The organism is Mangrovitalea sediminis, from assembly GCF_002514725.1.
Classification (GTDB): Bacteria; Pseudomonadota; Gammaproteobacteria; order Pseudomonadales; family Oleiphilaceae; genus Mangrovitalea; species Mangrovitalea sediminis.
In genome coordinates, this window is record NZ_NTLB01000001.1 from 1,071,602 (window position 1) to 1,086,342 (window position 14,741).

13 protein-coding genes are annotated in these 14,741 nt (G+C 60.7%); 5 read left to right on the plus strand and 8 right to left on the minus strand.

What is annotated here, in order from left to right; all coding sequences use genetic code 11:
* On the minus strand, positions 1–1,341 hold the full coding sequence (locus CLR77_RS05025; protein ID WP_097459453.1) for a GGDEF domain-containing protein: 1,341 nt from the start codon (positions 1,339–1,341) through the stop codon (positions 1–3).
* Between the two features lie 276 nt (positions 1,342–1,617).
* Here CLR77_RS05025 and CLR77_RS05030 point away from each other — a divergent pair, with 276 nt between their 5' ends.
* Together CLR77_RS05030 and CLR77_RS05035 are read left to right on the plus strand one after the other, a co-directional pair.
* Positions 1,618–2,190 carry a BLUF domain-containing protein gene (locus tag CLR77_RS05030; RefSeq protein ID WP_097459454.1) on the plus strand — a complete coding sequence of 191 codons (573 nt, stop codon included), beginning with the start codon at positions 1,618–1,620 and terminating at the stop codon, positions 2,188–2,190.
* Positions 2,191–2,394: 204 nt separating this feature from the next.
* Positions 2,395–3,174, plus strand: a complete 780-nt coding sequence (locus CLR77_RS05035; RefSeq protein WP_097459455.1) for an EAL domain-containing protein — start codon at positions 2,395–2,397, stop codon at positions 3,172–3,174.
* On the opposite strand, the gene CLR77_RS05040 is transcribed toward CLR77_RS05035, so the two are convergent.
* The 3 genes from CLR77_RS05040 to CLR77_RS05050 form a co-directional block, all read right to left on the minus strand.
* Positions 3,171–3,944: a hypothetical protein gene (locus CLR77_RS05040; protein WP_097459456.1), complete on the minus strand. Its 774-nt coding sequence runs from the start codon at positions 3,942–3,944 to the stop codon at positions 3,171–3,173. The genes CLR77_RS05035 and CLR77_RS05040 overlap by 4 nt on opposite strands.
* 171 nt (positions 3,945–4,115) lie before the next feature.
* Positions 4,116–4,748, minus strand: coding sequence for a phosphatase PAP2 family protein (locus CLR77_RS05045; protein WP_097459457.1), 633 nt, complete (start codon positions 4,746–4,748; stop codon positions 4,116–4,118).
* 105 nt (positions 4,749–4,853) lie between these two features.
* Positions 4,854–5,333, minus strand: coding sequence for an Lrp/AsnC family transcriptional regulator (locus CLR77_RS05050; protein ID WP_097459458.1), 480 nt, complete (start codon positions 5,331–5,333; stop codon positions 4,854–4,856).
* Positions 5,334–5,479: 146 nt separating this feature from the next.
* On the opposite strand from CLR77_RS05050, the gene CLR77_RS05055 reads away from it, so the two are divergent.
* The 3 genes from CLR77_RS05055 to CLR77_RS05065 all read left to right on the plus strand — a co-directional run bounded on the left by CLR77_RS05055 (position 5,480) and on the right by CLR77_RS05065 (position 11,289).
* Positions 5,480–7,567, plus strand: a complete 2,088-nt coding sequence (locus CLR77_RS05055; protein ID WP_097459459.1) for an alpha-ketoacid dehydrogenase subunit alpha/beta — start codon at positions 5,480–5,482, stop codon at positions 7,565–7,567.
* A gap of 1 nt (position 7,568) precedes the next feature.
* Positions 7,569–8,873, plus strand: coding sequence for a dihydrolipoamide acetyltransferase family protein (locus CLR77_RS05060; protein ID WP_097459460.1), 1,305 nt, complete (start codon positions 7,569–7,571; stop codon positions 8,871–8,873).
* 313 nt (positions 8,874–9,186) lie between these two features.
* The gene (locus CLR77_RS05065; RefSeq protein ID WP_097459461.1) at positions 9,187–11,289 is read left to right on the plus strand and encodes a cation:proton antiporter; all 2,103 of its coding nucleotides are present in this window, start codon (positions 9,187–9,189) and stop codon (positions 11,287–11,289) included.
* Between the two features lie 7 nt (positions 11,290–11,296).
* Here the strand turns inward: CLR77_RS05065 and CLR77_RS05070 are convergent, their stop codons facing one another.
* The 4 genes from CLR77_RS05070 to CLR77_RS05080 form a co-directional block, all read right to left on the minus strand.
* Positions 11,297–12,709, minus strand: coding sequence for an FAD-binding oxidoreductase (locus tag CLR77_RS05070; RefSeq protein ID WP_198962664.1), 1,413 nt, complete (start codon positions 12,707–12,709; stop codon positions 11,297–11,299).
* A 93-nt stretch (positions 12,710–12,802) separates the two neighbouring features.
* A complete protein-coding gene (locus CLR77_RS20495; protein WP_319823063.1) occupies positions 12,803–14,257 on the minus strand; it encodes a methyl-accepting chemotaxis protein in 1,455 nt (484 codons plus the stop codon).
* Positions 14,254–14,388 (minus strand): hypothetical protein, encoded by a 135-nt coding sequence (locus CLR77_RS20420; protein ID WP_264754672.1) that lies wholly within the window; start codon positions 14,386–14,388, stop codon positions 14,254–14,256. Before CLR77_RS20420 ends, CLR77_RS20495 begins: the two co-directional genes overlap by 4 nt.
* A gap of 126 nt (positions 14,389–14,514) precedes the next feature.
* Entirely contained in the window at positions 14,515–14,706 is a 192-nt protein-coding gene (locus CLR77_RS05080; RefSeq protein ID WP_097459463.1) for a 2-hydroxymuconate tautomerase, read from the minus strand.
* Between the last annotated feature and the right edge of the window lie 35 nt (positions 14,707–14,741).

The following is a 14,741-nucleotide window of genomic DNA, read 5'->3' on the forward strand; positions in this document are numbered from 1 at the left end:
TCAGACGGAAGGGCCGGTCGAGGGTCCTTCCGGCGCCCTTTCGGTGCGATTCCTTCCTGACTCCTTGGCGGTGTATAGCGCCCGGTCCGCCCGAAGCAGGACCGATTCAAACCGTTCTTGCGGACCGCTGCAGGCCACGCCAAGGCTAATGGTGAATGTTGTTGGAGTGTCAATGGCCATAACCGCCTCACGCAGCCGCTCGGCAGCCTGATAGGCGATATCGAGGTCGGTATCTGGCAGAAGCACGACGAACTCCTCACCCCCAAAACGCGCCACCACGTCGTTGCGACGCAGACTGGTTCTGAGTATTTCTCCCAGCTTTGTCAGCACGATATCGCCCTTGGCATGCCCAAGGCTGTCATTGATCCGCTTGAAGTGATCGATATCCAGGGTGATGACGGAGAAACGACTTCTTCCTATCCGCCCATTAGCCATCAGCCCTTTCAACGCCGCCTTAAAACCACGCCGGTTACGTAGATGGGTTAGGGGGTCCCTTTCAGCTGCCCGACGTTGGCTAATGGCTTCTTGCTTCAGGTGGGAGACATCTCTTTCCAAGGCGATGAAGTGGGTGATACGCCCCCGGCTGTCGAGAAGGGGCGAAATAGAGATATCCAGCCAATAGGGTTTGCCAACCTTGTTGTAGTTCAACAGGGTTTCCCGTATCGGCCGCCCATCGACAAGCGCCTCACGAATACGGTCCAATGCTGCACGGTCGGTGCCCTCGCCCTGCAGAATCCGCGGCGTCTCCCCGAGCAGTTCGACGGAGGAGTATCCGCTCAAAGTGCAAAATGCGGCATTTACGTAGGTAATTCGCGGCCATGGGCGGTCGCTTGGATCGGCCGAGGTAATAACGATCGCCTCGTCAACCAACTCGAACGCTTCCTGAAAAGGGACGGGGCGCTGCCGGCTCAGTTCCGTAAAGGTAACAACGACAAACCGCTCTGGCGAATGCTTGTCCAGATAGGCGCTGACGACCACCCAACGTAATTGATGAGCCGTCCCGAAGGTCACGCCCAAAACCATATTATTCAGCGGCTTCCCGTCAGCCATGACGCGTTCGAACGGGTGCCCGCTCACCGGCAACGGCCTGTCATCGCTACCACGAAGTTCCCACGACGGATCATCCGCGAGCCGGCCCACCAACTGGGCGCTCGGCACCCCGAGTATCCTCTCGGCCTCCGGATTGACGTATACGATCTGGCTGTTCGCTGCATAGACGACTACACCGGCAGGCAGATTCTCAAGCAGCAAGGGCAAGTCGAGATTCGACAACATATCCTGAACGATGCCTCCAGTGGCACTGCAAATCGACTGATCGTCAACCCGGTTCCGATGCCTCATCTCCACTTGTGCTGACTAGCCGGCAACTGGATGATGAGGTTACGTTAAAACGGGATCCTTCGATGACGGGCACTACAATTCTTTACATCATGACCCTATCCCAAAGCTGCCGTATAAACGCAGACATCCTGCGAAATCCCGCTAGACAGGGTCTTGCCCGGAGCATCATTTGCCCTTATCCGCAAAAGCGTTACAAATTTGAACAAAAGCCGGCGGTCTGCGGCGAGCTGCGCTACGTAAAAGCGGGTCTTGAATCTCTATTGGAGACTGATCGAGATGGCTTTCATAAAGCTAGCATATATCAGCCGCGCCAACTTCACTTCCTTCGCATCTGCGCAAGGGGTGGAGCCGTCCGTCGCGCGCATTCTGGCAACGTCTCGAAAAAACAACCTGGAGAAGGGTGTCGTCGGTGGTTTGTACTACGGCAACGGCTGTTTTTTTCAATACCTTGAGGGCGAAGCGGAAACGGTTAGGAAACTGTTCGATCGCATCAAAAGCGATAATCGCCATCGGGACATCCAGTTAGTCCTGGAGGGGCCGATTGAAGAAAAAAGTTTCGGCCAATGGTCGATGAAATACGTGCCCATCGCCGGGGACATCGATACCTTATTAAGGCGTCATCATATCGCCACGTTTGATCCCTACACCTTCTCATCAACGATGTTCAGTGAACTGGTTGACCTGATTCATCGCTCCGGTGATACCCCTTCCCATGTCAGTCATACAACAATGACGCAACGGCCACTCATCGGAAAAGATCCTGCGGAGACAATGGAACGAAACTTCCTGATCGCCGTCTCGGCAATACTGATCACTGGGCTTGCGGTTGGTGGATGGTTGCTCTTGTGAAACCTTTCCGGGTAACCGTTTGCCTCTTTTCCAAATCGCAATTCCTTTGCCGTGTTCACCCGCCTTGCCGCGCAAAACTTTGAATTTGGCAACGACGTCTGCAACACTTTCATCGAAACATGAGGTCAACGTTTCTTTGTTGAGCAAACAGGTCATGGTGTTACGCAGCAACCTCGCTCGTAACCTGGAATGGTGGATGAAATAATGTTGGACAATCACTTCGATGAAAACGCCTTGTTCGACGAATCTCATTGCCAGCTCTGCGTCTGCGGCGCCAATCTCGATTTTGATTTTTCCTTCGCGTTTCAACCCATCGTCGACGTTCAGTCGCGCTCCGTTTACGCCTATGAAGCGCTGGTGAGAGGCACCAAAGGCGAAGGCGCCATGACCGTGCTGGAAAAGGTCAACAGCCGGAACCGTTACCGGTTTGATCAGGCCTGCCGGGTTCGGGCGGTGAAACTCGCGTCAGAGTTAGGGCTGCAGGAGTACCTGAGTATCAACTTTATGCCCATGGCGGTTTATCGCGCGGAAAGCTGCATACGCACCACACTGGCCGCCGCCAAGGAGTTCGGATTTGATACCCGGAAACTCATCTTTGAAATCACCGAACAGGAAAACCTCTCGTCCACGGATCATCTGAAGGCCATTATCAATGCCTACAGCGAAATGGGTTTTCAGACGGCGCTCGATGATTTCGGCGCAGGCTTTTCCCGCCTGAACCTCCTGTGTTACTGCCAGCCCGAGCTGCTGAAACTGGACATGGAACTGGTTCGGGATATTCACAAAACGCGCAGCAAACAAGCGTTGGTAAAAGGCATCTGCCTGTCAATGAACGAACTCAATTGCACTGTCATCGCCGAAGGCGTCGAAACGGTGGAGGAATATGAGTGGCTGGCCGATCAGGGCATTCGCTATTTCCAGGGTTATCTCTTTGGCAAGCCAGCCTTTGAACGGCTGGAGACACCCATCTTTCCCCCGGCCTAGGGCGGTGTGTAAAGATGGATCCGTCGCCGCTGGTCCAGCGAAAGCGCGCGATCCACTCCACCCCAGTATTTTTGTTGCAAGGTCGCCATCAAGCCGGAAGCCCGGGCAGCTTCGAGTGCGGATTCGATCAGTGATGCATAACGGGCGTAAGGCCGGGATAGGTAAAAGCGGAAATCCCGGTCGTAAACCAGTAGCAGATGCGGCTCTATGGCCAATTGCGGATAACGCTTGGCGTCGGACAGGATTTCACTAACTCCACGCGGAAAATAATCGATGTCTCTCCCGCCGGCCTGCAACATGCCGAAAATCCGCGACCAATCGCCAGATAACGTGTGAAGCGGCAAACGATTGGCCCGCCAAACGGCAACGTCAAACCAATGCCCCCCTAAGATCGCGACAGCACCCGTGGCCCGAAGCTGATCCAAGTCTGTAACACCGGCAAAACGCTCGCGTTCGTCGGGTCGGACCAGCAATATTCGCTCGCCAATTCGTCCTCCCGTGAGATCCACAGGCACCTGTACGAGAGTGCTGTCCACAGCCCTTGAAGGCAACAGGGGCCTCAGAGCGGTAATGCCTTGCTGCAGGTCCCGCAACATCCGAGGCTGGGAGACGGTTGCATGAACCTGAAACTCTGCCGTGACACCAACGTTTTTAAGGGATTCGACCAACAGCTCGCGATAATAGGCAAACTCATTATCGGGAAGCAGGTCGATAGGAAAAATGATGTTACGTGGCGGCGCTATGGTTTGCGCGCCAGCAGAGGAAACCATTCCCAACACCAGGAGGACAATGACCAGTAGCCACCCGGTTCGGGGAAGCCCACTTCTGACCACGTCTCACCTCGCGACACAGGGATTTAGCCCAGACAGCGGCCCGGCCATGAGTCTGAAAATGTAGACGGGTTTGGTTGAAGACACAAGGCGCCCAATCCCGAGGAAACGTTAAAATCGTTCGCGAATACCGACACCGAATCCATCCGGCAGGATGCTCAGCAACAGGGACTCATGCCGGGAATGAGTGTAATAGCCGATGGCCGTTCCCAGCGCAAAACCCGCCAGCACGTCCGTCTGCCAGTGGCCATGCACCTTCAGTCGCGCAACGGCATCGTAGGCAGGTAGCACTTCAAGCCCGTAGACCCAGGGGTGATCCGGACCGAACTCCAGCACATAGGGCGTCACAATCGCGGCGGCCGTGGTGACTTCGCCGCTGGGAAAACTGTGATGACCTCCGCCCTGGAACCACAGGTTGGGGTTGTCGGTATGGGACGGGCGGGCGCGGGTGAAGGTGTATTTCAGCGCCTGGGCGGAAAGGGCGCCGATCAGGGTTGCATCCATGGCCTGCCAGGAGGTCTTGCCCAGGCGGGTATTTCCACCCTGCCAAAGCCCCAGCCCCACTTCGCTACCGACCATGAGGTACATCAGGTTCAGCTGATTGCTGCGTTTCCAGATCCCGGTGTTGTCATATCCCAGACGATGATCGATACCCAGAGGCCCGCCAGCCGCTGCCGCCGGCAGTGACACAAATAATTCACCCAATAGCAGCACCAGAGCACCACAGAGGCCAAACCGCCGCATTCCACTTCCTCCAACACCGGAAAACCAGACCGGCCATCGCCGTTTGACGGCACTGGCGTGCAGTCCAGTTTGCATGGAGAAGGTTAGATTTAGCTTAGGAACGGATTAAAGGTGATCCAGCGGCAGCGGTGACGGCGGTTTGATTTCCCGCAGCACCACACTGGAGCGGATTTCGCTGACACCCGGCAACTTGAAGATCACGTTGTGCAGGAAGGCGTCGTACTCGCCGATGTCCGGCGTAACCACCTTGAGCATGTAATCGGCCTGGCCGGTCGTCGCATAGCACTCGATGATCGCATCGTGCTCCTGCACGGCCTTTTCGAATTCCTCGACGACATTTTCCACATGCCGCGCCAGGTTCACCTCCGCCAGGACACAATTCTTCAACCCAACCCGCGCCCGGTTGAGGACTGCCGTGTAGTGGTCGATAACGCCGGCCTTTTCCATCTCCTTGACCCGTTTCCAAGTCGGCGTACTGGACAGTCCTATGCGACCGGACAGGTCCTGCACCGATAGCCTCGCATCCTGCTGGAGCGCCTTGAGGATTTTGACGGAAGCACCATCCAAAGGATATTTATTTTCCATACAACGCCATTTGAAGAATGATTTCCTCAAATACTAGCTCCAACAAGGAATATAAGAAACATATTCTCGTGCCGGACTTCTATCATGGATAACAACAGGGGCTCATCTGAGGGCCTCGCTTGGCCAATAGTCAGGACAACAACAATATGACTGCCATCCAACGCAAAACCCGGCAACCGAGTCCGGCCGAAATGGCCAAAGCGGCCTTCGACTGGCGCCAGGTCGCCTACCATCTGCTGGTTTCCCGCGCCCTGGACGAGCTGGAAGAGAAGGTGCTGGTCCCGGAGAAGAAGGTTCTCTATCAGTTTTCTGCCCGCGGGCACGACATGGCCCAGGTCATGCTCGGGCTCAAGCTCAACGATCCCCATGATGCCGCCTGCGGCTACTACCGCTCACGTCCGCTGCTGCTCTCGCTGGGTGTCGACGTGGCCGACGCCCTTGGTTCCTCCATGGCGCGGGCCGGAGGCTACTCCGACGGACGCGATATCGGCGTCGTTTTCAACTACCCCAACCCCGGCGGACCGGCAGCACTGCCGATGTGCGGCGGGGTCGGCGCCCAATACACACCAACGGCGGGCTGGGCGCAGGCGATCGAATACCGCGCCCAGGTGATGAAGGACAGCAGCTACGACAATGCCATCAGTCTGGTGCTCGGCGGTGACGGCTCGGTCGCCACCAACGGCTTCTGGTCGGCACTGACCATCGCCACCACCCAGAAGCTGCCGATGCTGTTCTATATCGAGGACAACGGCTACGGCATTTCAGTCCCCTCCACCTTCCAGACGCCCGGCGGTGACATCGCCCGTAACCTGGCCAGTTTCCAAGGACTGCATGTACTTTCCGGCGATGGCAGCAAGCCGCAGGACGCCGCCCTGCTGATCAGCGAAGCGGTCGAGCACGTTCGCAGCCGCCAGGGACCCTGCCTGCTGCGCCTCAAGGTGCCGCGCCTGCAAGGTCACAGTTTCCAGGACACCCAGACCTACAAGTCCGCCGCCTATGTAAAACGTGAATGGTCCCATGATCCGCTGCCCCGCCTGCGCAGCTACCTGGTGCCGAAGATTCTCAGCAACAGCGAGTGGAACCAACTGGAGGCCCAGGCGGAAGCCGCCGTCCAGCAGGCTCGGGAACAGGCCGAAGCCCGCCCGGTCAGCGACCCGGCGCAGGTGACCCGTTATGTCTTTGCAGAAGACGACCTGCAGCAACGCGGTGGCCAATGGACCGAAGGCTATCAGGCGCCGGCCGCCTCCGAGACGCCCAACACCGAAGGCCAGCGCATCAACATGGTCACCGCGATCCGCAAGACGCTGGATCATGAACTGGCGGTCAACCCCCGGGTGCTGGTCTTCGGCGAAGACGTCGGTCCCAAGGGCGGTGTCCACGCCGTGACCCTCGGCCTGCAGGAAAAACACGGCGCCGACCGGGTCTTCGACACCAGCCTGTCCGAGGAAGGCATTATCGGCCGCGCCGTGGGTATGGCGATGGCGGGTCTGGTTCCGGTGCCGGAAATCCAGTTCCGCAAATATGCCGACCCGGCAGTGGAGCAACTCAACGACTGCGGCACCATGCGCTGGCGGACGCACAACCGCTTTGCCGCGCCCATGGTGGTACGTATAGCCGGCGGTTTCTTCAAGTGCGGAGATCCCTGGCACAGCCAGACCAACGAAGTCCAGTTTGTCCATTCTCCCGGCTGGAAGGTCGCCGTGCCGTCCAACGCGGCCGATGCCGTCGGCCTGCTGCGGGGCGCCTTGCGCGGCAACGACCCGGTGATCTTCTTCGAACACCGCGCCATGCTCGATGCGGCGTCGGCACGCTGCCCCTATCCCGGCGACGACTACGTCCTGCCGTTCGGCCAGGCGCGCACGGTTACCGAGGGCGACGACCTGACCATCGTCACCTGGGGCGCCATGGTCGAGCGCTGCGAAAAGGCGGCCGAAGGCCGCTCCGTCCACGTACTGGACCTGCGTACCCTGATGCCCTGGGACCGGGAAGCTGTCCTGGCGTCGGTCCGTCGCACCCACCGCTGCCTGATTGTCCACGAAGACCTGGGAACCGCCGGCTTCGGCGCGGAAATCGCGGCCGTGGTTGCCGATCAGGCCTTCCTGGATCTGGATGCACCGGTGGCCCGCCTGACCATGCCCGACATCCCCAGTCCCCATCATCCGACGCTGATGGAACACGCCTTGCCGTCCGTCGACGACATTCGCGCCAAAATCGACTATCTGGTGGGGTTCTGAGATGAGCGACAGTGCGATCCTGAACGCGCAAGACACCGACGTCGGCAGCCGTACGGTGGATATTCTGGTCCCGGTCGAACAGGAAGGCACCCAGGCCACCGTACGCACCTGGCTGAAGCAGTCCGGCGACGCTGTCCTCAAGGACGAACCCGTGGTCGAGCTGGAAACGGACAAGGTGGTGGTGGAAGTTCCGGCCCCCTGCGACGGCATTCTGGAGATCGTCCTGGCGGAAAACTGCGAGGCCGAACCCGGAGCGATACTCGGCCACGTCGTAACCGGACAGGTTGCCCCCCAGACAACAGCCGCGAAGAAACCCGAAGCAACGCCGGCCCAGCCACAGACAGTGCATGCACCGCAGGACGAGTTGCCCGAACACGAAATGCGCCTGTCCCCGGCGGTGCGTCGCCTGATCGCCGAATTCAACCTCGATCCGACGGCCCTGACCGGGACCGGACGCAATGGCCGCCTGACCCGCGCCGACGTGGTCGCCGCTATCGATGAAGGCCCAGCGCCCACCGTCGCCCGCGACGAATCGCCGGCCAGGGTGCCAGCCTCTCCCCAGCCGGGACCTCGCGCGGACGGCAGCGGCCCCAACGCGCCGCGGATCGCCCGCCAGGTGCCTCACAGCAGCATGCGGCGACGCATCGCCGAACACATGACGCACTCGGTCACCACCGCGCCCCATGTGACGGCGGTATTCGAGGCCGATTTCGGCGCCATCATCGCCCATCGCAATAACCACAAGGCCGCCTTTGCCGGGAAGGGCGTCAACCTGACCTTTACCGCCTACTTCGTCATGGCCTCGATTGCCGCCATGGAGGTCGCACCGGAGGTGAACAGCCGCTGGTATGACGATTACCTGGAGCTCTACGACGACATCAACATCGGCGTCGGCGCCGCCCTCGGCGACAAGGGCCTGATCGTGCCGGTGATTCACCGTTCCCAGACGCTGTCCCTGCTGGGTATCGCCTCGCGCCTGCAGGAAATGACAGAAGCCGCCCGCAACGGCACACTCAAGCCTGCCGACGTGCAGGGCGGCACCTTTACCATTTCCAATCACGGCGTTTCCGGTTCACTGCTGGCGACCCCGGTCATCATCAATCAGCCGCAATCGGCGATTCTGGGGATCGGCGCTCTGGAAAAGCGGGTGGTGGTGAAGGAAATCGACGGTGTCGACAGCTTCCAGGCCCGCCCCCGAGCCTATGTGTCGCTCACCATAGACCACCGTGTCATCGACGGCAGCCAGACCAATGCCTGGCTGAAGCGGTTTGTGGAGGTCATCGAAAACTGGCCCCTGGAAGGGTAATCCCCACCGGCTCCCGGGCGTCCGCCGGGAGCCGCCGCGTTGCATCCGGCATCGCTAGTACCTTTGTCGTAAGACCATCCCGCATTTGCCGACCCGGCCACCTCACCGTTACTATCGAAGCGTATTCCTGACCTATCCGCACGACCGGCGAGCCAACCTGGCCCAGAGAGACCCGGTCCAGTCCATTGGCATTTCCTGACAGGCCCGCGTATTCGCCGACAGTCGTTACCTGAAGGCAGGGATGTGCTGGAAACCTAGCCGCGTAGCAAACCACCGTCTTTACATTGCGCCTCAAGAGGAGCGGACGCCCGTTATGCACACCTTCGCGCTCGCGCTTTCACTGGTCGGCTGCCTCATGGCATTGGTCGCTGGGTTGGAGGCCTTTGCCGCCAAAATCCGGGTACCAGCGTCGACCCTGCTCCTGCTCGTCGGCAGTCTGTTCGGGCTGGTCCATATGTTCTTTCCCGCTATTCCCGGCATCGGGCATGGCTTCTTTTCGCCACTTTTCTCGCCGGCCTATTCGGCCGAGGCCTACCTCTGGCTATTCCTGCCCCCACTGCTGTTCCAGGCCTCGCTCACCGTCGACGTAAAGAACATTCTCTCGGACTGGGCGCCGGTACTGCTGCTGGCCGTCGTGGGGGTTGGCGTCAGCACGCTGCTGGTGGGCGGCTCGCTGGCGCTGGTGAGCGAACAAACCCTGATCAACTGCCTGATCCTGGGCGCTATCGTCGCCACCACCGACCCCACGGCAGTGCTGCGGGTCTTTCGGGAACTCGGCGCGCCGGCCCGGTTGATCACCCTGGTCGAGGGCGAAAGTCTTCTCAACGACGCAGCAGCCATCGCCATTGTCAGCGTGCTACTGGCCATGCTCGGCACCGATCCGGCTCAGGCAACACTCGGCACCGGCCTGGCGACGCTGCTGGTCTCTTTGATCGGGGGCATCGCAATCGGTGTCCTCGTCGGCCGGTTTGCAGCAGCGCTGCTGCCCTGGCTGGAAGGCGCCGCACCGGCTGAAACCGCCATGACGCTGGGGCTGCCCTATCCGCTGTACCTGTTCGCGGATCAGGTCCTGCATGTGTCCGGCGTAGTCGCCGTGGTCAGTGCCGGCCTGATGCTCAGCGCGTTGGGCCGTACCCGCCTCGAACCCAAGAGTTGGACGCGGGTACAGTCGGTCTGGGGGCAGATCGCCTTTGTCGCCGGTTCGGCCGTCGTCTTTGTGGCGGCGGTACGGATTCCGGAAATGCTCAGCGGCATAACCCCCACCGACCTGGCCCTGATACTGGTTGTGGTCATCGCCGCCCTGGCGGCCAGGCTGCTGGTGCTTTACGTGTTGCTTCCCCCCATGACCTGGCTGCACCTGAACGACCCGGTCAGCTCGCCCTACCGTCTGGTCATTGCCTGGGGCGGACTGCGCGGCGCTGTCACCCTGGTGCTGGCATTGGGTATTGCCCAGAATACCGCCATCGGTTCACAGAACGCCCACCTGCTGTCACTGCTGGCGACGGGCTTCGTCATCTTCACCCTCCTTGTCAACGGCACCACGCTGCAGTGGCTGATCCGGACCCTGCGACTCAACGTGCTGTCCCGTCAGGAACAGTTCCTGCAGAAACAGGCCATCGAGCTGTCGGTCGCCAAGGTGGGTCAGTCCGTGTCCCGGGTCTCTACCGCCTTCCAGCTGCCGGACACCGTCTCCACCAACGTGATGGATGAATACCGCCAGAGTATAGAGGCGGGGGCGGGACCGCTGGAGGTCAGCGATGTTTCGGAGGTGGAGCGGCTGGCGACGGCGCTGGTGGCATTGGCCACTCGGGAGCGGGAACTGATTCCAGACTATGGCAACGGCGCCATCACCATACGCAACCTGGACGCCATGATGCGCAATACCGAGCGGATGATCGACGCGGCGCGCCTACAGGGACGCATCGGTTACAACCGGGCGGCGCGGAGCATCCTCGACTACCCCTGGAGCTACAAGGCTGCACTGTTCCTCTATCATCGCGCAGGCCTCTCCCGGCCGCTGGAAATCGCGCTGGCCAACCGCTTTGAATTGATCGTCTGCCGACGGGCCGTCTTCGAGCGCCTGCAGCTCTATATCGACGATTCACTGGCACCGGTCTTCGGCGAAAGGTTGGCGACGATCCTACACAGTATTCTGGAAGGCCGGATCGCCTCCGTGGACGAGGCGCTGGCGGCAATGCGGCACCAGTTCGGCGCCTTTACCCTCGCCCTCGAACGGCGCCTGCTGCTTCTGGTCGCCTTACGGCGGGGAATATCGTCGATCGAACTGATGCTGACGGAGAGCATTATTTCTGCAGAAGTGCACAACAAGCTGCGCCAGGCCCTGATGAAGGGCTGGCAACGCAGCATGCCGCGCCCGACCCTGCGCTCGCCACTGGCGGACAGCGCCAAACCCTGACGCGGTTTCAGTCCGGTATCAGGCGCCCTGGATTGAGAATCCCGTGGGGATCGAAGGTCTGCTTGAGACGGCGCATCACCGCGATTTCTGCCGGGTCGCGGCTGTAGTGCAAAAAGGCCTTCTTCATCATACCGATGCCGTGCTCCGCCGAGATGCTGCCGCCCACGTCGGATACCGCCTGATACACATAGTGTTCAATGGCCTCGATCCGGGCTTCGTCCGGGAAAGGACCGCAAACCAGATGCAGGTTGCCGTCACCGAGATGGCCGAAGAACAGGTGGCGCTGGTCGGGAAAATCAGACGCCAGCCCGCGCCGCAGGTAGGCGACAAAATCGTCCATGTGCGGCATGGCCACACTCACATCGAAGGCAATGCAGGGTTTCATCTGCGCAAGCAGTTCGCTGACGCCGTCGCGCAGGTCCCATAGCTGTCCGGCCTGTTCGAGGCTGTTTGCAATGACCGCATCGCAGACCAGCCCCTGCGTCATCATCTGTTCGAAGAAATCTTCGATAGCCCGCTGCCCCGCCTGTTCGTCACCGCCCAGAGTTTCGACCAGGGCATAGAGGGGATACGCATTGCGGAAGGGCGGCTGCCGTTTCAGGGCCAGCAGGCAGGCCTCGAAATAATCGTCCCACATCAGCTCGAAGGCGGAGAGGTCCGGCAGTTGACGCCGGGCCTCGCGCAGCAGCTCCGCGGCGGCACGGAAATCCGGCAGGGCACACAACACGGTACAACTGGCACTAGGCTGCGGCTCCAGCTTGAGCGCCAGCCGGGTGATCACCCCCAGCGAACCTTCAGTGCCGATGAAATACTGTTTCAGGTCGTAGCCCGCATTGTTCTTGATCACACGATCAAGCATGGTGAGCAGGGTACCGTCCGGCAGGGCGACCTCCAGCCCGAGAATGGATTGGCGCATCATGCCGTAGCGCAGTACCCGGTTACCGCCGGCGTTGGTCGCCGCATTGCCGCCGATCTGACAGGAACCGCGGGCCCCCAGATCGACCGGGAAAAACCAGCCCTGTTCTGTGGCAAAAGCCTGCAAGGCCTCCAGGGTGACACCGGCCTGCGCCACCAGGGTGCCACCCAGCGGGTCCATCTCCTCGATGCGGTTCAACCGACTGAGGGACAGCACCAACTCACCCTCATGGGGATTGGCGCCGCCGGTAAGGCCGGTCAACCCGCCCTGAATGCTGAGCGGTTGACGATATTCCGAACACAACCGCAGCGCTGCCGCCACCTCGGCGGGTGTACGAGGCAGGAGGATGGCCAGGGGTTGGGCGGCGGCGGTGCCGCTCCAGTCTGCTGTCTGGCGTTCAGTGACTGCCGTTCCCGTCAGCACCCCGCTTTCGCCCAGCTCGCGGCCCAATGCCGCCAGCAGCGATGACAGTTGGGGGTCCTGCATCTCGGGCCGGTCACTCATGGTGTCACTCCAGAAAGGGGTTCAGAAGGCGCGGGATAGCCACCACCGCAGGATAACCCGAGGGGCCTCACCTCCGCGAGGCCCGGGCATCGCCTACAACGTATCCATAACCCGCTTGAGATGGCCATAGGCAGGGCGAACCCGCTGCGCCAGCACCTCGCGGACAGCGCCGAAATCCCCTTGGCGCGCAGGCCCCAGCATGGCATCCCTGGCCGCGCGATAGTCTTTCAAGGCCGCGGTAAACGCCTCGGCCTCCGCGACGGCGCCTTGCTGTTTGAAACGCTGCCAGTTGTCATCGATCTGCCGGTCCACCTCGACGATCCGGCTGATGGGCGCCGCGGCTTCGTCCCTGTTACGGGAGTTCATCACCAGGATATTGCAGACCCGCATCTCCTCTATCGCTTCCACCAGCCCTGTTTTCGGGTCCTTGTCCGGATTGAGCGAGGAGGTGGAAGCCTTGACCGCGACCACCTTGTCGATCAGCAGACGAAGTTGCTGGTTGCACTGCAACACGGCATCGTCACCCGCCTGCACTGCAGTCTCGAGCGCTTCCAGCTGGCCGGCCACCTCAACGAAAATCCCCTGCTGTGCCTGGCATTCGCTCTGCAATACCTCGCTCACCCGCTTGGCTTCAGCGGCATGGCGGTTGATGGCCTCCAACGCCGTCGCCGCCTGTGACGACAGCTCGACGCTGCGCCCCACCTCCTCACCGGCACCCGTCAACGCACCCGCGACAGACTCCGTGCTACCGGTGATACGACCAATGATGGTCTCGATATCGGCGGTGGCCACACTGGTTCGTTCCGCCAGCTCCCGTACCGAATCGGCGACGACGGCAAAGCCTCGGCCCTGCTCGCCCGCGCGGGCGGCTTCGATAGCGGCATTCAGGGCCAGCAGGCTGGTCTGCTTGGCGATATCCTGAATGGTGCGGGCGATTCCACCGATTTCATCCGAGGAACTGACGACACCCTGGAATTCGGCGATCACGGCGTCCACGGTCCGGGCCACCGTCTCGATGGCCTGTGACGCATCCCGTACATAGCCGCCGCCCGCTTCCGCATTGACGAAGGTTGCCGCAACGCTGGCGGTACACTGGCCGGCCGCTGCGACCGTGTTGTCCGAACGTTCGCCGAGTTGTTCCTTCAGGCGCAACACTTCCTGCGCCACCGCCACCTGACGGTCGGCGCTGTCCATCACCCCCGTGAACTGGGATACCAGGGTGGCACTGGTCACCGTCAGGTCCAGGCTGGCACTGTCGAGCCGGTCCAGCTGATATTCCGTCATCGTCGGACCATCCGCCCCGTCGATAACGCTTTGCGCCCTAGGGGGCAACAGCACGAACGCCGCACCGGTCAACGCCAAGCCATAGGCCAGATAACGCCAGTCCGGCTGCTCTGCGGCAAGGAGTACAGCCAGCAACAACATCGAGGTGCCCATCCACAGCGCGAGCGGGATTCCAGCTAAACCAGGCTTATCCCCCTTATCGGCAACGCCCGAAGAGGCCCTCATATCCTTTGCACTTCCGCGCTTCACACCAGCCGTACTCATAGTCGCGTCACCGGGTGCCAGCATCGATTGACGCGAATCCCATCCAGCGACGGAAACAGCCGCCTGCCAGCGAGGTCGCGATAAACGCTTCGGAATTTGAAGTACAGGTACAGATCAACGGGCTGCGACATAAAAGCCTCCACACGATGACGACGGCAGTACGGCTGCCCACTCCCAAAAAAGGCCGGAAATCGCTCCCGGCCAACAACAGCCCCTGGAATATCAGCGCCCCAGAGACGGATCTTCAGGCGGGCATGTCAGCGGCCAAGCTCCTTGGCGGTTTTCCCTCCGATTCCCCACTGGGTCTTGGGCACATCCTGAACCAGGACCCGTATCGCCTCGGGCGGTGCGCCCAAGCTCTCGGCAATGGCTTCGGTGACCTTGCGGATCAGCAGGGCCTTTTGCTCATCGGTGCGGCCTTCCAGAATCTGAATATGGGCAAAGGGCATGGCACATTCTCCTTATCACGTGAATTGCTCAAGAG